At 46.2% G+C, this 22,211-nt stretch carries 15 protein-coding genes; 8 read left to right on the forward strand and 7 right to left on the reverse strand.

Annotated features, from left to right (window positions below):
* The first annotated feature begins 18 nt into the window (after positions 1 to 18).
* The 3 genes from ViNHUV68_RS15975 (at position 19) to ViNHUV68_RS15985 (ending at position 4,540) form a co-directional block, all read left to right on the forward strand.
* A complete protein-coding gene (locus ViNHUV68_RS15975; protein WP_038173455.1) occupies positions 19 to 1,554 on the forward strand; it encodes a methyl-accepting chemotaxis protein in 1,536 nt (511 codons plus the stop codon).
* A gap of 21 nt (positions 1,555 to 1,575) precedes the next feature.
* Positions 1,576 to 2,304, forward strand: coding sequence for a transporter substrate-binding domain-containing protein (locus ViNHUV68_RS15980; protein ID WP_391091522.1), 729 nt, complete (start codon positions 1,576 to 1,578; stop codon positions 2,302 to 2,304).
* A 412-nt stretch (positions 2,305 to 2,716) separates the two neighbouring features.
* The gene (locus tag ViNHUV68_RS15985; protein ID WP_391091524.1) at positions 2,717 to 4,540 is read left to right on the forward strand and encodes a M4 family metallopeptidase; all 1,824 of its coding nucleotides are present in this window, start codon (positions 2,717 to 2,719) and stop codon (positions 4,538 to 4,540) included.
* 183 nt (positions 4,541 to 4,723) lie between these two features.
* Here ViNHUV68_RS15985 and ViNHUV68_RS15990 read toward each other — a convergent pair whose 3' ends face one another.
* Positions 4,724 to 6,385, reverse strand: a complete 1,662-nt coding sequence (locus ViNHUV68_RS15990; protein ID WP_391091526.1) for a methyl-accepting chemotaxis protein — start codon at positions 6,383 to 6,385, stop codon at positions 4,724 to 4,726.
* Positions 6,386 to 6,569: 184 nt separating this feature from the next.
* On the reverse strand, positions 6,570 to 6,956 hold the full coding sequence (locus ViNHUV68_RS15995) for a DCC1-like thiol-disulfide oxidoreductase family protein (protein ID WP_391091529.1): 387 nt from the start codon (positions 6,954 to 6,956) through the stop codon (positions 6,570 to 6,572).
* A gap of 303 nt (positions 6,957 to 7,259) precedes the next feature.
* On the opposite strand from ViNHUV68_RS15995, the gene ViNHUV68_RS16000 reads away from it, so the two are divergent.
* The gene (locus ViNHUV68_RS16000) at positions 7,260 to 7,616 is read left to right on the forward strand and encodes a YibL family ribosome-associated protein (protein WP_038173463.1); all 357 of its coding nucleotides are present in this window, start codon (positions 7,260 to 7,262) and stop codon (positions 7,614 to 7,616) included.
* A gap of 131 nt (positions 7,617 to 7,747) precedes the next feature.
* Here the strand turns inward: ViNHUV68_RS16000 and malT are convergent, their stop codons facing one another.
* Positions 7,748 to 10,456, reverse strand: a complete 2,709-nt coding sequence (gene malT / locus ViNHUV68_RS16005) for an HTH-type transcriptional regulator MalT (RefSeq protein ID WP_391091531.1) — start codon at positions 10,454 to 10,456, stop codon at positions 7,748 to 7,750.
* Between the two features lie 567 nt (positions 10,457 to 11,023).
* Here malT and ViNHUV68_RS16010 point away from each other — a divergent pair.
* From ViNHUV68_RS16010 to glgB, 3 genes are all read left to right on the forward strand, one after another.
* Positions 11,024 to 13,477 carry a glycogen/starch/alpha-glucan family phosphorylase gene (locus ViNHUV68_RS16010; protein ID WP_391091533.1) on the forward strand — a complete coding sequence of 818 codons (2,454 nt, stop codon included), beginning with the start codon at positions 11,024 to 11,026 and terminating at the stop codon, positions 13,475 to 13,477.
* Positions 13,478 to 13,581: 104 nt separating this feature from the next.
* Positions 13,582 to 15,762: a 4-alpha-glucanotransferase gene (gene malQ / locus ViNHUV68_RS16015; protein ID WP_038173468.1), complete on the forward strand. Its 2,181-nt coding sequence runs from the start codon at positions 13,582 to 13,584 to the stop codon at positions 15,760 to 15,762.
* Positions 15,763 to 15,945: 183 nt separating this feature from the next.
* Positions 15,946 to 18,123 (forward strand): 1,4-alpha-glucan branching protein GlgB, encoded by a 2,178-nt coding sequence (glgB, locus tag ViNHUV68_RS16020; protein ID WP_391091535.1) that lies wholly within the window; start codon positions 15,946 to 15,948, stop codon positions 18,121 to 18,123.
* 55 nt (positions 18,124 to 18,178) lie between these two features.
* On the opposite strand, the gene ViNHUV68_RS16025 is transcribed toward glgB, so the two are convergent.
* The 4 genes from ViNHUV68_RS16025 to ViNHUV68_RS16040 all read right to left on the reverse strand — a co-directional run bounded on the left by ViNHUV68_RS16025 (position 18,179) and on the right by ViNHUV68_RS16040 (position 20,990).
* Positions 18,179 to 18,820 carry an START domain-containing protein gene (locus tag ViNHUV68_RS16025; RefSeq protein WP_391091537.1) on the reverse strand — a complete coding sequence of 214 codons (642 nt, stop codon included), beginning with the start codon at positions 18,818 to 18,820 and terminating at the stop codon, positions 18,179 to 18,181.
* Between the two features lie 72 nt (positions 18,821 to 18,892).
* Positions 18,893 to 19,306 (reverse strand): alternative ribosome rescue aminoacyl-tRNA hydrolase ArfB, encoded by a 414-nt coding sequence (gene arfB, locus ViNHUV68_RS16030; protein WP_038173473.1) that lies wholly within the window; start codon positions 19,304 to 19,306, stop codon positions 18,893 to 18,895.
* A 101-nt stretch (positions 19,307 to 19,407) separates the two neighbouring features.
* Positions 19,408 to 19,647, reverse strand: coding sequence for a hypothetical protein (locus ViNHUV68_RS16035; protein ID WP_038173475.1), 240 nt, complete (start codon positions 19,645 to 19,647; stop codon positions 19,408 to 19,410).
* A 47-nt stretch (positions 19,648 to 19,694) separates the two neighbouring features.
* On the reverse strand, positions 19,695 to 20,990 hold the full coding sequence (locus ViNHUV68_RS16040; protein ID WP_391091539.1) for an alpha/beta fold hydrolase: 1,296 nt from the start codon (positions 20,988 to 20,990) through the stop codon (positions 19,695 to 19,697).
* A 289-nt stretch (positions 20,991 to 21,279) separates the two neighbouring features.
* Here ViNHUV68_RS16040 and ViNHUV68_RS16045 point away from each other — a divergent pair, with 289 nt between their 5' ends.
* Positions 21,280 to 22,128, forward strand: coding sequence for a pirin family protein (locus tag ViNHUV68_RS16045; protein WP_391091541.1), 849 nt, complete (start codon positions 21,280 to 21,282; stop codon positions 22,126 to 22,128).
* Positions 22,129 to 22,211: the final 83 nt, after the last annotated feature.

The following is a 22,211-nucleotide window of genomic DNA, read 5'->3' on the forward strand; positions in this document are numbered from 1 at the left end:
AAATGAAAGGGATCAGTTTTGAAAAGTTTAAAATTAGTCTTTCTTATCCAAGTGATTATCGCGCTAACTTTTGTATTGCTGATTTCTGCATTCATTAAGTATCAAGGTTTTAAAGAAGACCTGACGACAGAGCTACAACAATCGGTAGAAAATACCACTCAGCGGATGATGATTAGTCTACCTAAATCGGTCTGGGACTTCGATTTAGAGTCAGCCAAGGTATCCATTTCAGCCGAACTTAAGCTCCCGGAAATATCGGCGATTCGGTTGATTGATAATGAGGGCAGTGATCTACTGTTCCTTACGCAAACTAGTACTGGTGAAGAGCGCGAAACCATTGATGTTGAGAACAAGGGCGCTTACTCAATCGATAACAGTATCAAGGCGGATCTCACTTTTGTTGAATACGGAGAAGAGAACGCGGTAGGTAGTGTTGTGGTTTACTTTGATACCCATGCTTTAGACACTAAGCTCGCTGACTCGCTTAAAACCAACATTATTGAGCTTGTCGTGCTCGATATCGTCTTATCTGTGGTTATTGTTGTCGTACTATCGATGACGGTGATTCGACCAATAGCACAACTTACTGATGTGATTAAAGATCTGGCATCTGGTGATGGCGATTTGACCAATAAACTTGCCCCAGCTAAATACCGAGAGTTCAATGCCATTACTGAAGGGATTAACAGCTTCACTGAGTCCTTAAGGCAGATAGTGCAAGATGTAAATTTATCTTCGGAAGCGTTGGGCGAGAGAGCATCGGCCAACGGCTCAACCGCACGGATCAATGCGGAAAAATTAGAGATGCAAAAGCATCAGCTTACCACCGTAGCCGCTGCAGCCACTGAGTTGAATCAATCGGTTTCTACCGTGGCTGACACCGCAGCAGAAACCGCGCAGCAAGCTCAAACTGCAACGACTTTGGCTTTGGATGTAAACCAGTCGATTGAACACTCCGCCAATGAAATCATCAACATGCGTGAAGAGATGAATCACGTCAATGCAGAAATGCATATCTTGATTGAGGAGGGGGAAAAAATAACGACAGTGCTGAATGTCATCAATGATATTTCTGAGCAAACAAACTTGTTAGCACTGAACGCCGCCATTGAGGCTGCAAGGGCAGGGGATCAAGGGCGTGGATTTGCGGTTGTGGCTGATGAAGTGCGGAACCTTGCGGTGAAAACCAGTCAGTCGACTGAGCAGATTCAAAAAAACATTTCTGCGCTTGGTGGCGCAACCAAATCAGTTGAAGATGAGTTAACTCGTATTGCCACACTTCTTGAGCAGACGGCCTCTCGAGTCAGTGAATCGCAAGTTTCGGTGAATGAGGTCCAGAATCTCATTGCCGTTATTTCCGATAGAAGCGGCCAAATCTCGCAAGCGACAGATGAGCAACGAATGGCTGTGGAAGAGATAAGTCAGGCAATTGTTGAAGCGTCGGAAGCGACCAATGATGTTTCGTCTGGTGCGACGACTAATGCTAAACGGACGGAAGAAGTACTCAGTCTAAGCCAGAATATCGCCAACCATATGGCGAAATTCCGTACTTAGCCATTCAATAGAGGATACGTTATGAGAAGTTTATTGATATTAGTGTTTGGATCCCTTGTCGCATTCCTAGCTCAAGCGGCAACAATTACGGCCGCACAAGACCCATGGGCGCCTTTTGTTCAAAAAGACAAAGCGAGCCCCGGTGTTTCTGTCGAAATTCTAACGGAAGCGTTTAAATCTCAGGGACATCAGCTCGATTTTAAAATTATGCCTTGGACTCGAGCATTAAACGAGGTCAAAGAGGGCCGAGTCGATGTGTTAGTGGCGACGTGGTATACCACCGAAAGAACCTCGTTTTTAAGTTACAGTGATCCTTACTTGGAAAACTCACTCAAGTTCATTAAACGCGCAGGCGATAGTTTTGAATACAGTGGCATGGATAGTTTGAATGGGAAAACGGTCGGGATTATCCGCAATTATGGTTATGGTGATGCGTTTTTAGGGGCGAGTAACTTTAACAAGCCTGAAGCGAATGATTTGGTCGGTAACGCGAAGAAGCTGTTAGCGAAACGCATTGACTTAACTCTAGAAGACGAGCTGGTTGCAAAATCAACCCTGTCGGGTGCAGGCATGAGTCTCGGTGACTTCGAGTTTACCGACAATGCCTTATCGGTTAATCCGCTTCATGTCACTTCGGGACTGGCTAACCCAAATCATCAGATGTATATCGAGGCGTTTAATAAAGGCTTAGCGGAAATCAAAACAAACGGCACCTTTGATAAAATACTCGCTAAATATGGCATAAAATAATTCGTTGCTTTCAACATTAATTGACAACGCTCTCACTGGTGGGAGCGTTTTTTAGTTTTAGATCGTTCAATTCGCTTGATTATTGCGTACTGTAAACCTGCAATTGAAAAACTAAACTTTTGATTTAGATCTCAGCATTATTGATGATAAAACTGTGTCAAAAAAATACCACGCAACTTTATCAATAGTATCTAACCTGCTGCTTTGTAATGACCAAAACTTGCCCAGTCATCTTGCCATATTTTAATTTCAGCCACTTACGTAAATTTTAAATGACATTCTGTATAAAGTATTTCTACGGCTTAGTTGTTCGTTTTCATCATTATCTTCCATGTTATTGAGGCGATATGTCGCGAAATGCTTCCTATGTAGCGGTTGGGAAGAAGGAGTTTCATAATTACAGGATTGAATAATGAACCAACAACGTCAATTAAGCTGGATGATTTCAGCGATTCTAGGTACGTCTATCACTGTCACGGCTAATGCTGCAGAAATGGTCCAGGTCAACGATAGTGCGCTATTACAACAAAGTTTACAGGCGCAGTCGAACAGTGTGGCCCCAGTAGAAACGGGGTTTGCTGAGGTTAAACGAGTTGTTCTACCCAATGGCAAGACCAAAGTTCGCTACCAACAGACCCACCGTGGTGTGCCCGTGTTTGACACCTCAGTAGTTGCAACGGTGAGTAAAGATCAGCTCAGTCAAGTGTTTGGCACCATGGCGCAGGGCATCAGTTCGGATATCACAACCTTAAGCCCCTCACTTGATCACAAACAAGCGATTGCGGCTGCGGTTAGTGATTATCAAGCACAATCATTGAGTGCGGCTAGAGTAGAAAATCAAAACGCCAAATTGATGGTAAGGCTAGACCAAAATCAAACCGCTCAGATGGTTTATATGGTCGACTTCTTTGTCGCGGCAGAAAAGCCTGAACGCCCTTTTTACTTTATTAATGCCATGACAGGCGAGGTGATTGAGCATTGGGATGGTCTTAATCATGCAGACGCTTCAGGCACTGGCCCTGGAGGCAACCTTAAGACTGGTCGTTATGATTATGGCACTGACTATCCAGGCTTTATTGTCAATAAAACTGGCACGACCTGTACCATGAATAACAGTGCAGTAAAAACGGTTAACTTGAACAATGGCACCTCGGGAAGCTCTGCGTTCAGTTATGATTGTCCTGATGGGACCAATTACAATGATTACCAGTATGTTAACGGCGCTTATTCGCCGCTCAATGATGCTCATTACTTTGGTAAAGTTGTATTCGACATGTACCAAGATTGGATGGACACCTCACCGTTGTCATTCCAGTTAACCATGCGAGTTCATTACAGCACTAACTATGAAAATGCCTTTTGGAATGGTTCATCAATGACATTTGGTGACGGTAAAGATACTTTCTACCCATTGGTCGATATCAATGTCAGCGCTCATGAGGTAAGCCACGGTTTTACTGAGCAAAACTCGGGTTTGGTATATCAAAATATGTCAGGCGGTATGAACGAAGCGTTCTCTGATATTGCCGGTGAAGCGGCAGAATACTACATGAAAGGCTCCGTTGACTGGGTTGTCGGGGCGGATATTTTCAAATCTGAAGGTGGTTTGCGTTACTTCGATCAACCATCAAAAGATGGCCGCTCAATCGACAATGCCTCTCAGTATTATAACGGCTTAAATGTGCATTACTCGAGTGGTGTCTACAACCGAGCCTTTTATTTGCTTGCGAATAAATCGGGTTGGGGGGTACGCAAAGGCTTCGAAATCTTTACCTTGGCGAATCAACTCTATTGGACACCAAACAGTACCTTTGATGCAGGCGCATGTGGCGTCGCCAAGGCCGCGCAAGACTTCGGTTATAACGTTGCCGATGTGAAGGCCGCGTTCAGTACCGTTGGTGTGAATGCTGATTGTGGCGTAACGCCACCTACTGGTAAAGTCCTTGAAAAAGGTGTCCCGTTAAGCGGACTAAGCGGTAATCGCGGTTCTGAGGACTTCTACACCTTTACGGTCGATAGCGCTTCAAATGTGGCCGTTACTATTTCTGGTGGTAGTGGTGATGCAGACCTGTATGTTAAAGCGGGAAGCAAACCAACAACCAGCAGTTACGATTGCCGCCCATACCGCAGTGGTAATGCCGAGCAGTGCCGTATTGCGGCGCAAGCGGGCACGACCTATCATGTTATGCTCCGTGGCTACAATACCTACTCTGGTGTGACACTGCGACTGGATTAAAGTGTGGTTGGATTAAATTAAAGATAAAAGACACCTCAGGGTGTCTTTGTTGTGTGACTCAGTTCTGTTCGAGAAAAACCCAGCCTGTTGTGATATCGGGTCAGCAAGACGGATTTGTGTTCTGAATTGGCATAACAAAAAGCCCGCTTTTTAGCGGGCTTATTCGTTTTAGTTAGGTGTTGTTTACACTTTAAAACGATCAACGAGCTCGTAGAGTTCATTTGCTCTTTGGTTAAGCTCTTGGCTACCAGCGCGGTTTTCATTGGCAAGTTCTGCTGATTGCAAACTTTGGTCTGAAATGACCACCACACGCTGGGAAATTTCTTGACCAACCAAACTCTGTTCTTCAGTTGCGGTTGCGATCAACGAGTTCATATCCATGATGGTGCCGATCGATTCTTGAATTTTAACCAACGCTCTTGCCGCTGAGTTTGCTTCTTCAACCGTGGTTTCGCCGCGTTTTTGGCTTGATTCCATCGCTTTCACTGCATCGTCAGAGGCGGCTTTGAGCTGTTCAATCATCTGGTGAATTTCACCAGTGCTATCTTGCGTTCGGCTAGCAAGCTTACGGACTTCGTCGGCAACGACCGCAAATCCACGCCCTTGCTCACCTGCCCTTGCCGCCTCAATCGCTGCGTTCAATGCCAGTAGGTTAGTTTGCTCGGCAATATCTTGAATCACTGCCAGAGATGATGAAATGTTTTGTACGTCACCCTCTAGGCGAGAAACAACGCCATTCGCTTGCGAGACTTCTTGTGCTAAGGCTTCGACTGACTGAGCCGCAGAGTTCACTATGTTTTGCGCTTCTTTGGCGTTGTCATCTGCCAGTTTGGCTGAGTCAGCCGCTTGGCTGGCGTTGTTGGAAATCTCACTTGCTGTGGTGGTCATTTCAGTCATCGCAGTGGCGACTTGTTCGGTTTCCTCTCGCTGACCAGAAGCCAATTCGTCCACTTTCGCTGCACGCATCGACATGTTATTGGTTTCAGAAACCACTTGTTGACCCACGTCGCTGACACTGCGAATTATGGTTTGCAGGCTTGAAACAAAGGCATTGAAGTTGCTACTTAGTTTGGAAAACTCGGGTGCTTTGAAATCGTCCATGCGTGCAGTAAGGTCGGCATCGCCGCTGGCAAAAGAGCTGATGGACTTATCAAACATTTCTAGCGGCTTCATGATGGTGCGGTTGACCGCAACCGCGAATACGGCGACAAGTGCTGCGATCACCAGACAGAAAACCACAATCGCTGAGAGTGTCGTCTGTAGTGCGCTGGTTGTGGAGCGTTCCATTTCTACCACAATCGCATCGATGTCATCGGTGTAGAACCCCGTGCCAAGCATCAGGTCCCATTCAGGAATAAATATCGAGTAGCTCAGTTTAGGTAGCGCTTGTGTTTGGCCCGGCTTCGGAAAATAGTAAGTGGTAAAATCACCCGTTTTGGCGTTACGGAGTAAGTCTTGGATAAGGTAATTACCTTGCTTGTCTTGTAAGTTCCAAAAGTTATCTCCAACGCCCTTGTCGCTTTTACCTACAGCAACACGGACCCCTTTTGAGTCGTAACCAAACACGTAGCCAGAGTCACCATACTCAAGCGTCTTAATGGTTGGTAATGCTTCTTCTAGCGAAGCGCCACGTTGTAGGAAAGGAGTGATGGCGGATTTGGCCATTTGAATATAGTTCTTCAGTTCCTCTTTCTTCATACTCATCATATTTGAGCGAGTAACTTCGATTTGTTGAGCGTTGAGCTCGTTGGTTTTGAGGTAAGTGACACCCAGCATACCTATGGTCATCACAAGCAGCGGAACGAGAGCCAAAATGTAAAGGCGGCTACGAATAGAAAGAATCATACAAACGTCCTGTAATTAGTACAATGTGGCTTCGTGCCTGGAATGAATGCCCAGATAGCCAGCCTAGTAATTGGATTTATCTTAATAGACCCAAAGTTTATCTATTAAGATTAGCCAATTTATCGACTAATGACTGTGAGTCTTGAGAGATTTGTTATGCTTCGTTACTAGACATTAGTACTATCTAGCGAGAACATTGACCGCCTTCACATTTACTTTTACCTGTCAGCAACTTAGACCATCGATAACGATTGCGTGCAAACTTAAGGTAAGCCCAGTCGGCTAGTGGTTTGACCACGGACCAGCGCAGTGGTGCGTATAGCCAGCCTTTTCCGACCAGCTTCCAAGCATAATAAGTCACATCAAGCCCAAGTAATAATTCACCGTCCTGTTTTAATCCATGCAGAATTTGCCCTGCACGGTGTTTATCGATAGCAGGGTAGTGCTGCATATCACTGCTCTGGGTATCAACCAGTTTAATGGCGTGGTTTTTGTCATGACGATACAGCGAGTTCATCTCTTTAACGCAAAGCGGACAAAGGCCGTCGTAGAAAATTGTTAGTTTGATCATCATTACTCCTTTGCCATTATTACGCATTAATCAAGACTATTGATCAGTGACTGGCGTTTAAGTAATGATGCCAACTGTTTGCCACGGTTGCGCCGTTTTCACTCTATTCACTCATCATTACTGCCGCGAAGTTGTTGACGGCATCAATAGACTTCATCGTGACACAACAGTGGCTAAATTGCTGGTTGGTTGCGACAAAAGCGGAGTCACGCTAACCTAGCTAAAGTTGATTATAATTAGGGAAGTGTCAGCAGGCTTATGCTACACTCGCCGACCTTTTCTGTTTCCAATAAGAGTAAAACCATGAGCCTTAAGCAAGAATTACAAAACCTACATAATCGCATTGATACTTGTCAGCGCAAATTGGAGGCTGCCAAAGGTCGTGGTGATCAGGACATGATCAGCAAATTTACTGACGAAATAGAAAAGCTCAACAAAAAAGCCAGTGCCATGAAGCACAAACAGAACTATGACATCAGCAAAGAGGGTAAAACTCTGACTGATATGCCATTTTCTCGTCCAATTACCAAAGCTGAACAAGCGGACATGGGCAAGTTGAAAAAATCGGTTAAAGGGTTAGTGGTTGTACACCCAACGACTAAACTTGGAAAAGAGCTGAAGCTTGAAGCGATGACAGGTTACGCTCCGAAGAAGTTCTAATCGAGACAAGATTTAAAAAAAGCGCCAGTTAGGCGCTTTTTTACGTTTTGGTACGTGTATTTCTGATGATTGAGCAAAAGCGCAAGCGTAGAGCCTTGCGCTTAGAGTACTTGCTTGATGACGATGAGCGGTTAGTAGCCCATCAGTTGCAGTAAGTTTTCTGCGGTTTTAATCGCTTCTTTGCGGTTGGCGATATTGAGTTTTTGATACAGATTACGAATATGCGTTTTGATCGTAGTACCGGCGACATCTAACTCTTGGGCGATCTGCTCGTTACTAAAACCAGAATAGATAAGACCCAGTACTTGCCACTCGCGTTGAGTCAGCGGGCTGGTGCGCACCAGCTCAGGAATATTGGGGTGATTGACCAGTTTCTCCACAAACTCTTCATCAAAGTGGATAGAGCTGCTGCGTTGAGTGGTTGAAATGTCTTTGAGTAGTTGCTGAGCGCGGTGGCGCTCTAGATCACCCAGTTCATTCTTGTTGTTGAGTTTCTCAAGAATGTGACCAATTTTGGCACCATCGACTAAGAAATTACCCAGCATTCCCGTTTGATTGGTCAGTTCGAGCGCTTGTTTGAGCGTTTGGTGTGCTCGTTCTTCATCGTGTTCGGAAATCGCCAATACTGCTTCCACAATCAAGTTGCGATTCTTGTCGGTCAGTAGTTCGTTCTCTTGTGTTTGTTGCTGAATAAAGTCTAACGTGTCATGCGCTTGTTCAAAGAGGCCTAATGCAATCTGTGCGCGTGCGATGTTGCGCCACTGCAATTGAGTGAAGTGGTTGCAAGCTTGCTCTGGTCGAACTGTCGTTTCTAGCCATTGCGCGATCGAGTCGAGATCACCGCGAGTCTGCCAGAATAAAATCAGCGACAATGACGCATTCGCTGTCCAATCGACATGATAAGTTGATTGTTTGAGTAAGTGGGCAATCTGGTCGATAAACTTACCTGCTTTGTCTATCTCGCCACGTCCAATCGCAATACGCGCCAACATCGAATAACTATGTAAGTGCTTACTTGGGCTATGATTACCCAGCACATCAAGTCCTTTATAAGCGCATTCTTCTGCCTCTTCGAGGCGGTTCCAACACCACAGGATTTGCGCACGCACGCGCAGCAAGAACTCATGCAGTGGTACTTGATGAAGCTGTTGTTCTTCAATCAACTTAAAGGCATTGTCCTGCACTTCATACGCCGCTTGTACATAGCCTTGAGCAATTAAGATTTCGCTTTGCTGCAGCATTGCCCATAACGCCTGATGGTAGACCTGATATTGACGTGCTAATTTTTCAGTTTGCTGCATCATAGGTAACGCACGACTGAGGTGGCCAAGTACGTGGTTAACTTCGCCAACCACAGAGGTCGCGACAATGCGGCTCCGGTAGACGGTGGAATCAAGTTGGCTCAATGCCAATTCCGCCAGCTCAAGTGCTTTTTCAGGTTGATTTTTATTGATGGCGACCTGAGCGCGTAACGCATTAAATTCGCCTTGTTCTTTAGCGCTTAACACCACATTAAGCTTGGCCATTTGCTCGTCAGCTTTGGCCAGAAGATCGCCGACATCATTGTATCTATGCTGACTTTGCGCCAGCCAAGCTTGTAACATGCACAGCTTCGACTCGCTATAAAGTTGCTCAGAGGTCAGAGAGTTAATCGCTTTCTCTAATGTCTGTAGCTCACCGCTGTTAAACATCTTCCAACCATATTGACTAAGAATATCCGCAGTTAACTGGCTGTCTCTGGCTTCTTGCGCATGACGCAGTGCTTGATGGGGCGATGATAAAGTCAGCCAAGCGTTGGCTGCTTTGCGATGCAAGGCTTTTTCTTGACGTGGAATACGCGCCGTACGTTCATGCGCTAAAAATTCAGCAAATAGATTGTGGAAGCGGTACCAGTTTTGCTCCCCTTCAAGCGGATGAATAAACAGACCGAAGCGGTTGAGAGATTCAATCATACTCAGAGCGTCTTCGCGCTCGGTCAATTCAGACACCAGATGATCGTTAAAGTGGTCAAGTACCGAACATTGCAATAAAAATTGGCGAGTCTCTTGATCAAGTAAGTCAAACACTTCTTCAACCAAATAGTCCCACAGATGAGCGTGATTAAACTGTGAAAAAGATTCCGCCGATTGGGCTAAGGTTTTATGCTGATGTTGAGCTTGCAGGGCGATGAGTTGCAGTGCTGACGGCCAGCCTTCAACGTAGTTACGTAAATTGTTGGCTGTGGTGTCGTCAATACCATCGCTCACTCGTTGATTAAAGAATCGTGTCGTTTCTTCGGTATCGAACGCCAGTAATTCATCGCCAATTTCGATCATCAAATCACGTACGCGCAAGTTGGCGGTGCCAAGTGGTGGCGCTGCTCGACTCGTGACAACTAGGGTCAAGTTATCTGGCATATGCTTAAGGAAAAAGCGCATCGCCTCGTGAATTTCATCATCAGCAATAAGGTGGTAATCATCGAGCACCAAATAACACTCTTGATGAAAGTTGGACATCTCAGTGAACACTTCACCAAACAGCGAATGAAGCGATGAAAATTGACGCTTTTCAGCCAGTTTCTGTGAGTTTGGACAGCTGTCATCGGTGGCTTTGTTCAGGGCTTGGAGTAAATAATTCATAAAGCGGAATGAATCATTATCGCTTTCATCAAGACTGTACCAACCAACATGAGGTTTGTCAGACAACCATTGAGCGGCCATCGTGGTTTTACCATAACCTGCTGGGGAACGTAGTAGTACCAATTTGTAAAAAGGTGCTTGCTGAAGTAAATCTAGTACTCTTGGCCTAACAATGGCGTTATGCAGTCGGCCAGGGCGCGTCAATTTCGAAGGAATCCACATCTTCTTAATCCCTATAATGTTGTCCTACTGGTTACGGCTAACACGGTGGAGAGGCTAGCGATAACATGAAGCACAGGGTGTTCATTTTTGCTTATTGGCAAGAATATTACTGGAGATTGAATTCGACCGTTATTGATCAGAGGTCGGTTTCTCGTATGTTTCACAGTTTGCTCTCTTCTACGCCCCATATTTGTGATGCCTGTCACTAAATGTCTATCTGTGAAGTGTGTCTTAGCTCTATATCTGCACGAGAAATAGTGAAATTTGCAGTTAAAGGGAAAACAATATGTGATCCGATAAACAGTTTTGTCAAATACTTACTCCCCGCTACATGTATCTTTAATACAGCAAAGCTAGGCTAAATTCGTTGATGGTGTGATCTCAATCACCCGAGCTCAGACGTTGGTAATTTTTATTGAGAGTTAGATCACTGAGCCTAGGGTAATACACCCTCTACGCCCTATATCCTCCTCCTAAATCGGGCAGTTGGTGGGAGGATGTTTTGTTGAGCTTGTCCATGCACGATATGGCACAGATGGATTAAAACTAATAAGTGAGATTTCTCGAATGAAACCTACGCAACAGAAAAATTTTGACAAGGCTGCATTTCAAGCCGATGTAAAAATGCACCTTTCCGCGACTTACGCAAAGACGATAGAAACAGCAACCACGCGTGAATGGTATCTTGCTATGGGCAAAGCTCTAGCAGAAATCACCACTCTGGATCTACTTAAAACTGAACAAGATCCTAGAATTCAAAAAGCGAAGAGCGTTAACTATCTTTCGCTTGAGTTTTTGATTGGTCGCTTAACCGGTAACAACTTAATCAGCTTAGGTCTGTATGAGCAAATCACTGACGCAATGGCTGAGCTAGGCCAAAACCTTACCGACTTGCTTGAAGAAGAGCGTGATCCATCATTGGGTAACGGTGGTTTGGGTCGTCTTGCTGCATGTTTTATGGATTCATGTGCTGCGCAAGAATTCCCGACTGTGGGCTACGGACTACACTACGAGTACGGCCTGTTCAAGCAATCATTTAAAGATGGCCGTCAGCAAGAAGCACCAGACGCGTGGCGCGGTGTTGAAGGTTACCCGTGGGAAATTGCTCGCCCTGAGCTTGCGCAAGAAATTGGCTTTTATGGTCATGTTGAAGTCACGTACGAAAATGGCCGTGAAGTGCGTAAGTGGGTACCAGGTATGACTGTGAAAGCGATGCCTTGGGATCTACCAATCGTGGGTTACGAGTCAGAAACCGTCTATCCACTGCGCCTATGGGAATGTCAGGCGATTGCACCTTTCTCTCTTGCGAGCTTTAACAACGGTGACTACTTTGAAGCCCAGCACTCATTGATTGATGCCGGTAACATTACCAAAGTTCTTTACCCGAACGATAACCACGAGAAAGGCAAGACGCTACGTTTGATGCAGCAGTACTTCCACTCAGCAGCATCGGTACGTGATATTCTTCGTCGTCATGAAGCCGCTGGTTTTGCCCTTGCGGATCTGCCTAAGCAAGAGACGATTCAGCTTAACGATACTCACCCAACAATCGCGATTCCTGAATTGATGCGTATCCTGATTGATGAGAAAGGTTTATCGTGGGAAAAAGCGTGGGAAATCAGCTCACAAACTTTTGCTTACACTAACCATACGCTACTACCTGAAGCGCTAGAAACATGGCCAGAGTCGTTGATTCAACGTCTATTGCCTCGCCATATGGAAATCATTTTTGAAATCAACCACCGCTTCTTGCAGCAAGTCCGTGCTATGTGGCCTGGTGATGGTGAGAAGCAAGCTAAGCTATCGATCATCCAAGAAGGTTTCAACCGCATGGTGCGTATGGCTAACCTCTGTGTGATTGGTTCTTATGCGGTCAATGGTGTTGCGGCGCTTCACTCTGCATTGGTCAAAAAAGATCTCTTCCCTGAGTTTCACGAAATGTACCCAACGCGTTTGCATAACGTCACCAACGGTATTACGCCTCGTCGCTGGTTAAAATTCTGTAACCCAGGTCTTTCGGACCTTATCACTGATAAGATTGGTCCTGAATGGCCAGCCAAACTAGAGATGCTAGAAGCTATTGCTAAATACGCTAATGATGAGCAGTTCCAACAAGCGTTTATGGCGGTTAAAAAAGCCAACAAACAGCGTCTGGCGGATTGGGTGAAAACCAATATGGATATCGATCTTGATACCAACGCCATCTTTGATGTTCAGATTAAACGCCTGCACGAGTACAAACGTCAGCACTTGGATCTTCTGCACATCTTGTCTTTGTATCATCGTATCCTCAATGAACCAGGTTTTGAGTGCACTCCTCGCGTGGCTATCTTTGCTGCGAAAGCCGCACCAGGTTATCACCTAGCCAAAGAGATCATTTTTGCGGTCAACAAAGTGGCGGAGAAGATCAACAACGATCCACGAATCGGCAATTTGCTGAAAGTGGTCTTCATTCCTGATTACCGTGTGAGCATGGCCGAAATCATTATCCCGGCGGCAGACGTTTCACAACAAATCTCGCTAGCGGGTAAAGAAGCGTCAGGAACCGGTAACATGAAGATGGCTCTTAACGGTGCATTGACTATCGGTACGATGGATGGGGCGAACGTTGAGATCCGTGAAGAAGTCGGTGATGACAATATTTACATTTTCGGCCTAGAAGTCGACGAAGTCGTCGCGTTGCAAGCGTCAGGCTACAACCCTTATGACTACTACCATGCCGATCCGCTGCTGAAAGCGTCACTGGATCTATTGCTTGGTGAAGAGTTCACGCCAGGTCAACCGGGCTTGCTACGAGCGACTTACGATAGCTTGCTTGACGGCGGTGACCCGTACCTATGTTTGGCCGACTTTGCCTCTTATGTGCAAGCACACGAAGCAATGGGCAAGCAATACCAAGATCAAGCGGGTTGGGCGAAAAAAGCGATACTTAATACCGCTTTAGTTGGCAAGTTTACCTCTGACCGCTCAATTCGAGATTACGTCAACAACATCTGGAAACTCGAAGCGGTGAAACGCTAATTAGAGACCATAAACAGCCAAGGCATCGTGCCTTGGCTGTGAACATTTTATCAAGTTAAATAACCCTACATTTTGAAGGTACAAGCAGTCCTTCGGAGAGAGCGATGAAACAACAGAACGCATTAAAACAAGTCGCTGAAATGGCGAGAATTGCCGACAGCTACGTGAGCGCGTGGGGAGATGAAGCGAAAGTTTCAGACGAGACTATTCGCCACTTACTTACGTCATTAGGCTACGATACAACCAATGATGAAACTCTTCTAAAATCGGCAGAGAAAAAACACAAGAAAGAGGTGTTGGATCCTGTGCTTGTGGTTCGAGATGGTGAGCCCGTTGAAGTCACCCTTAACCTAGGTGCAAGCGCTCGTGAGAGTGAGTTTAGCTGGCGTCTAGACACCGAACAGGGAGAGGTACTTGAAGGCTATCTTCAATCACAAATCGTGCGTGACGAGCGTAGCGAGGGTGGCCCTTTAGTGTTTGCATTACCGAGTGATATCGCTTGGGGTTATCATAAACTGACCGTGATGCGTAAGCGTCGTAAAGCGCCGTATGAGATGACGCTCATCGTGACGCCTCAAGCATGTTACAAGCAAGAGGCGATGGAGCTCCGCAAAAAAATGTGGGGGCCCAGTGTTCAGCTCTACACGTTGCGCACTCAACATAACTGGGGTATCGGTGACTTTGGTGATCTCAAACAGCTGGTGGCCGATATTGCATCGCGCGGGGGCGACTTTGTTGGCCTTAACCCGATTCACTCATTGTTCCCAGCTAATCCTGAGGGCGCAAGCCCGTACAGCCCATCTTCGCGCCGTTGGTTAAACATTCTTTATATTGATGTGAGTTCGGTGCCTGAATTTGCGTTGAGCATCGAAGCGCAGCAAAAAGTCGGCAGTGCTGAGTTCCAACAGCGTTTGCAAAAAGCGCGCGATTCACACTGGGTTAATTACACCGAAGTGGCTGAGCTTAAATTAAGTGTGCTACCGCTGCTGTTTAGTGAGTTTAAAAAACGTCATCTTGATAACAATACTGAACGTGCTGAACTGTTCTTGGCGTTCGTCGAACAAGGCGGTGAGAGTTTAGTTCATCAAGCGGCTTTTGATGCACTGCATACTAAGCTACATGCTGACGATTCCAACGTGTGGGGCTGGCCTGTCTTCCCTGAAGAATATCGCCAATTTGAGAGTAGCGCGGTGCAAGCGTTTATTACTCAACACCAAGATCAAGTACATCTTTACATGTATTTGCAGTGGATTGCCGATATTCAGATTAAAGAAGCTCAAGCACTGGCTGAAGAGAAAGGCATGTCAGTCGGTCTGTATCGTGACCTAGCCGTTGGTGTGGCCGACTCGGGGAGCGAAACTTGGGCTGATGAAGGTAATCTGGTGATGGATTGCAGCATTGGCGCGCCACCTGATGTCCTTGGCCCGCTGGGGCAAAACTGGGGCCTTCCGCCACTTAACCCGCAAGTGTTACAAGCAACCAGTTACGATGCGTACATCAAGTTGCTACGAGCCAATATGAAGCACTGTGGGGCATTGCGTATTGACCATGTACTTGGTTTATTGCGTTTATGGTGGATTCCGAAGGGTGAGAACGCAACCCAAGGCGCTTACATCTATTACCCTGTAGAAGATATGTTGGCGATTTTGGCGCTCGAATCACATCGCCACCAGTGCAGTGTAATTGGTGAAGATTTAGGCACAGTACCGGATGAGATTGTTGATATTCTGCGTGATGCAGGCGTTCACTCCTATAAGGTTTTCTTTTTTGAAACATCAGAAGGTGACGGCGGTTATATCTCTCCTGCCCATTACGCAGAGCAATCTATGTCGGCGTTGTGTACGCACGATATGCCAACCTTACGCGGTTTTTGGCACTGCGATGACCTGAAGATGGGCGAAGAATTAGGTTTATATCCAGACCCAGAGCAGCTAGAGAGTCTATTTGCTGATCGTCTGGCTTCGAAGCAGGGTATCCTAGATTCAGTGGCGTGGCATGGTTATTTACCAGAAGGCGTTGGCCGTGATGCCCAATTCGTTCCTATGGATGCGTATTTAGCCGAAGCGCTTCAACTGCATGTGGCGGCGGGGTCATCAGCTTTGCTCAGTGTTCAGCTTGAAGATTGGCTAGAAATGGATAAGCCCGTCAACATACCAGGTACGGTTGATGAGTACCCTAACTGGCGCCGTAAATTATCCATGAACCTTGATGAAATATTTGCTCATGAAGGGGTGAATCGCATCGCGCATAAACTGACGGAAGTTCGAAATAAAGTCGCGAAATAGTGGCCCAATTGCACCGCCTACATAGAAAACTTGAGGATAGGTCACTCTATGTAAAGCAGGAATTCGGTAAACTTAAAAAATGCTAATCAAGCCCGCTATTTAGCGGGCTTTTTGGCTTTTGTTACATCGAAACTATTTGATTAGAGAGTTCGATAAGAGAGTTCGGTTAGGGAGAGATAAGACTTGAAAATAACAACGTTAGATAAGACAACAAAAATTTATAACCAACTTTCACATGCAACATGTTCTGATCCTTTTTCATTTATTGGTCCTTTTATCGACCCCAAGCAAGGCGCACTTCGAGTATGGATGCCAGGTGCAGATAAAGTTGAGTTGGTGATTGATGAAGAGCGTATAGAGTTAGATCGTGAAGAGGCATCGGGATTTATTCTCAAGCAGCCGCGAGACTTGCACTTGACTCATTACCTGCTCGCGGTAGATTGGAATGGCACAGAACAACTGATTGATGATCCATACCAATACCACAATATCTACGCAGAATACGATGAACTACATACTCCGAAAGAGATGTACAAACATATGGGTGCTCAGTTTGTCACCATAGAGCGCGATGGTAAGCAGGTCTCAGGGATCCGCTTTCTCGTTTACGCGCCTCATGCTTGTGCGTGTAGTTTGGTCGGCGAATTTAATCAGTGGGATGGTCGTCGCACACCAATGCAGCGTTTAGACTATGGTATTTGGGGCGTCTTTATCCCTAACTTACTCGAAGGGACGCAATACAAATTTGAACTCAAAGGACCCAATGGGGAAGGCTTGCCACATAAAGCCGATCCATGGGGTGCATTTGCAGAGCAATATCCATCGTTTGCTTCGATCACCTACGATCACAGCCGCTATCAGTGGCAAGATACACAGTGGCAACAACGTCCGATCACTGAAAAACGTAAGCAGGCGCTGTCGTTTTACGAACTCCATCCGGGCTCTTGGCGTCGCGATGATAATGGTGATTTTCTCAATTATCGACAGCTTGCCGATCAATTGATTCCTTACCTTATCGATATGGGGTATACCCACGTTGAACTCATGCCAGTGTCGGAACACCCATTCTATGGTTCATGGGGTTATCAACCGGTTGGGCTGTTTGCGCCAACGAGCCGTTATGGCTCACCGGATGACTTCAAATACTTCGTCGACCAATGTCACCAAGCAGGTCTTGGCGTTGTGCTAGATTGGGTTCCAGCGCATTTTCCATCTGATGACCACGGCTTGGCCAACTTTGATGGCACACCACTGTTCCATGACCCAGATCCACGTCGCGGTTGGCACCAAGATTGGAGCTCATACATTTATGACCTAGGTCGTGAACATGTACGTCGCTTCCTTGTTTCGAATGCGCTGTATTGGTTTGAGCAATTCCATATCGATGGGATACGCGTTGATGCGGTGGCCTCAATGCTCTATCTCGATTACTCACGCAGCCATGATCAGTGGATCCCGAATGTTGATGGCGGCAACGAGAATCATGATGCCATTGCGACCCTGAAGTGGATGAATGAGGAAGTGTACAAATACTTCCCGAATGCGATGACGATTGCCGAAGAATCGACGGCATTCCCAGGCGTTTCTGCACCTACTTTTATGGGAGGCTTAGGTTTTGGCTTCAAATGGAATATGGGCTGGATGCACGACTCGCTCGCTTACATCAAAGAAGATCCTGTTCATCGTAAATACCATCACGATACCATTACTTTCCCGTTAGTTTACGCACATAGCGAGAACTATGTGTTGTCGTTATCTCACGATGAAGTGGTGTATGGCAAAGGCTCAATCCACAATAAAATGCCAGGGGATGAGTGGCAGCAAACGGCTAACTTGCGCGCTTATTTAGGTTATATGTATGCGCAACCTGGCAAAAAACTCAACTTTATGGGTACAGAATTCGGCCAAACTGGCGAATGGAATCATGATGATCAGCTGCAATGGTTCTTGCTCGATTTTGAGCGTCACCAAGGTGTTCAGGCATTAACTCGCGATCTCAACAAACTCTACTGTAGTGAAAAAGCGCTGCATGAATTGGATAGTGAGCCGCGTGGTTTTGAATGGCGTTTGCAAGATGCGGCCGATGCATCGATATTGGCGCATGAACGATTGAGTGATCGTGGTGAACGTATTTTGGTGATCAGCAACTTTACTCCTGTCCCTCACGAGGCATTTCGCTTAGGCGTACCGCTGCAAGGTACTTATCAGTTATTGCTCAACAGCGATGATACTAAGTACTCTGGCAGTGGTTATGAGGTCGCCTCTTCGGTCAGTACTGAAGCGGTAGAGAGTGAAGGCTTGGCTCAGTCCTTGATGTTGCGGATTCCACCGTTAGCAACGCTGTTTTACAAGCTAAGCTAACGTAAACGAGATGACATGACAGCCCAGCAATCGCTGGGCTTTTTTAGGCGTGCGATTATTCAATAATATTTGGATGTGTCATGGCTTGATAACGAGGAAGTTGCTCTCGTAGACCTTGAAAAGTGGCGCGTGCACTTTCTTTTGCGAGCTTGTTGACTAACCAGTCTGGGAGCGAGCCACCAGGGTTGGCAAAGGCCTGATATTCAATCATGGTGTCGCCATTGCTGAGTTTTTGCAGTGTCCAAGTTGCCTTAACTTGGCGTATACGAATGTAACCTTGTTGTTCTGGCAGGGTTTGCGCAGGCGCATCTTCAATGGTTAAGCGAAAACCGAGAGCATCCAGTTCGTATTGTGAGTAGGTGACCATATCACGGTCTTTGGCAGGCCAAGGGGCGTCAAACTGGGTGTAGACAATGTTTTCATTGCTTGAGATCTGCTTTACTACTCGACTGTGGCTGACGTTGTCGATCCACTGGGGGACATTGGCGGTGTCTTCGAGTAAACGCAGAAAAGCGCTGTAGGTGGTCGGTGTAAACATTTGTACGCGGACTTCGACTAAGCCGTCTCGGTGTTCACGGGTATAAATGGTGACCCCCTGATTGTCACTGTCAAACTGCCAATAAGTGGGGGCTTTAGCCAGTGCTATTGAGGTGACAAATAGCAGGGCAAGTAACGGGTTCTTCCATAAACCAGACATAACACGACCTATTGTTAAGGGGGCAATGTTATTCAAGCATAAATCGTGAGATCAGCACAATCACACCTTAATTTAATGCTTTATACGGCCACGTAATGTTTTAGTTTGTGACTTCATCCCTTTGCTTTTCAATCTGCGTTCTTTTGATGCACGGGTCGGTTTGGTCTCTCGGCGCTTCTTTTGCACCACCATCGCGGAGCGAATCAAGTCGGCTAAACGATTGAGCGCATCGTCTTTATTTTGTTCTTGAGTACGGTACTGCTGCGCTTTAATTGTGATGATGCCTTGTTTCGAAATCCGTGAGTCATTGAGTGCAAGCAGGCGCTCTTTATACATGTCAGGGAGCGAGGAGTGGGTAATATCAAATTGCAGGTGTATAGCCGATGAGACCTTATTAACATTTTGGCCACCGGCACCTTGGGCGCGAATGGCCGTTAATTGGATCTCCCACGCTTGAAGGGTGACGTTGTTGGATATTTTAAGCATCTACTTCTTTTTATCGGTCAAAGAGCGTTATTGTAGCGTGTTCATCAACGAAAATCCTCATGTCTCATTTGAGCGCACTCTCCGCGTCGTACACGATCAGGTTATTTAAACTCTTCACCATGGTTTTCGAGTTTTTTGTGCCCACATTCTTGGCAAACGACATAGCGATCGATGAGCTCAAGTGACGCTAATGCTGGCCCGACTGCAATACCACCAAAAAATCCCGATAAGAAAGCTTTAAACTGCTCTTTTCTACTTTTACCGTAGGGAGAAGGTTTCTGCTTTATTAACTCTTTATGCGCCGTTGGGCGTGCACATTTGTCGCAAAACTGGATTGTCATTGATTTCATTATCCCCTAAATAGAGGCCCTCTTGAGGGCCAGAATGGTTAAATCAGAGTCGCCGCCGTTTGTTCACCCATTGCGATTAAAGTGTCGAGGATTTTCTCGCCATCCGCGCGTAAACCATTGTGCTCATATTCGTTCGTGATCCACGCTTTGGCGTTTGGCATGATAGCCAGAGTTTCGCGGCTAATATCCATCTCAACAAACATGTCATCGGCGTACACAGCGCAGCTTACCGGAACTTTGTTATTGGCGAGAACGTGTTGATCGTAAAGTGCTGGCCAGTCGGATTTTTCGGCCAAGATTTGTGCCGCTGACTGGAGTGGCTGCAAGTTTTTGTATTGGTCGAACATCCAAGGGAATACCATCTCACCCGTAAAGTAGAAAGGTTGGCCTTTTTGATAGTTAAACTCGTTGTGGCTTTGACGTACACGCTGAGCACTCCAGTTGGAGGCAAATCTCTGGCAGTATATCGATTCGTGCAAAATGGCATAAATAGGGTTGGTCTGAAATCCTTGCTCCATCAGCATGTGATTAAGAAATTCGTAACGCAGTTGAGGTTGACCTGCCACTTCTATTAACGCGTTCTCAAGGGCGTAGTAGGTTGGCAAGAAGGAGTCAGCGACACCAAAGTTAATGCCGATTTGTTGGAATTGCTCAACCGTAAAACGCTGACCATTTGGTAGAAACTCTTGATGGTCGATAAGGTGATCGGCAATTTGCTGACACAGTTGTTGCGCTTTAGGAAACTGCTGAAAGAAAGCTTTGTTCTTGTCGATGGTGCGTTTAAACGTGGCTTGATACACATCGTCTGGGCGGCGAGAAATAGAAGGTACGCCACCTGTGATGTAGCTGCGTGACAGGCTTTCGGGAAACAGGGATAAATAAGTCAGTGAGCAAAACCCGCCAAAGCTTTGACCGAGAATAGCCCATTGCTCAATAGCAAATTGCTGGCGAATAAACTCGGCGTCACGCACGATACTATCGGCGCGAAAGTGAGTTAAGTAGTCCGCTTGCTGCTGCGCTGATAAGTGTGCCAAGGTTTGGTGGTTGATCACTGAACTGTTGCCTGTGCCACGTTGATCAAGCAATAGTACGCGATACTGCTGCAGAGCGCGTTTGATCCAGCCGTTATGGCCGTTTTGTCGTGGCGAAGGGAAACCTGGTCCGCCTTGAAAATAGACCAACCAAGGTTTAGTGCTTTCCCCATCGCTGGTTAAACTCAGTGCACGAGCAAAAATGGAAAGGGTCCCTTTACTTGAGTCGGCATAATCGAGAGGAACATCAAAGTAGTGCGGTGTATAAGTGACACCCGCGTCGGTAAATGGTTGAGCGTGCATAGTGATTGTCTGTTGATATGGTATAAGTGGCACTATCTTAGCTTGTTGCCGAATCGAGACCAATCGCTGAGTCGCGTTCTACGTGATAGAAGGGGCGGAGACATAACAAACGGTGATCTTGATCGTCTTTGAGTGGTGAACCGTTGATGAATATGAATGAGATGAACATCTGCGGTTTGGTTCAACCACAACTCATTCGAAGAATTTGAACGAGAGGCTCTAATCTGCCCGCTCTTCTTTTTAGCCTGTTGACATAGAATCAATCCTATCGAGTATAGGAGGACAGGCTATGAGCGTGTTACGAAGTGTCAATCAAATCATCCAAGCCCATGCGACATCCGATGGTGATGGCGTAAAGATTAAACGGGTAGCCGGTTTTAATAATCACCAGTTCTCTCCCTTTTTGATGGTGGATGAGCTCAAGTCTGATCAGCGAGCGGATTATGTTGGCGGCTTTCCTCCGCACCCTCATCGTGGTATCGAAACGCTGACTTATATGCTGAAAGGGCATTTTGAACATCGTGATCATATGGGCAATGTTGGCGAACTCAGAGCCGGTGGTGCTCAGTGGATGGCGGCAGGACGCGGCGTGATCCATAGTGAAATGCCAATTATGCAAGACGGTGATTTGCATGGCTTTCAGATTTGGATCAATCAGCCAGCGCGCGACAAAATGAAGCCAGCTCAATATCACGATTTTCAGCCAGAAACGATTACTGTCGAGCAAAATGATCAATTGGGTGTGTTGCGCGTATTAGCTGGTAGCGTTATTGCTAATGGTGAGCCGGTTAGTGGCCCCTTAACCGAGACAGGTGTTGAGTTGAGTGTCTCAGATTGGCGCGCTGAGCAAGGCAATCAGTTAACACTGACCGTTCCGAATGACTTTAACATGATGGTTTTTAGCTATCATGGTGATGTAAAGATCGGCGAACAATGGGTAAGGCAAGGCGAACTAGCGCTGCTTAGCAAAGGCAACGCCGTGACCCTAAGTAATTTGGCACAAAGCGGCGCACTTATTTTTTCAGGTCAACCGATTGATGAACCCGTCGTGCATTACGGACCATTCGTGATGAACAGTATGAAAGAGATAGAAGAGACGATTCGAGATTACAACATGGGTGTGTTTGAAACCTATTAACCCGTTTTATTTGAGGTTGGCTTTTCAACCTCTCGTACACAAAAGCTAACTATTATCCACTGCCAGTTGTTTTTGTTTTGCCG

The organism is Vibrio sp. NH-UV-68, from assembly GCF_042940635.1.
Taxonomy (GTDB): Bacteria; Pseudomonadota; Gammaproteobacteria; order Enterobacterales; family Vibrionaceae; genus Vibrio; species Vibrio pacinii.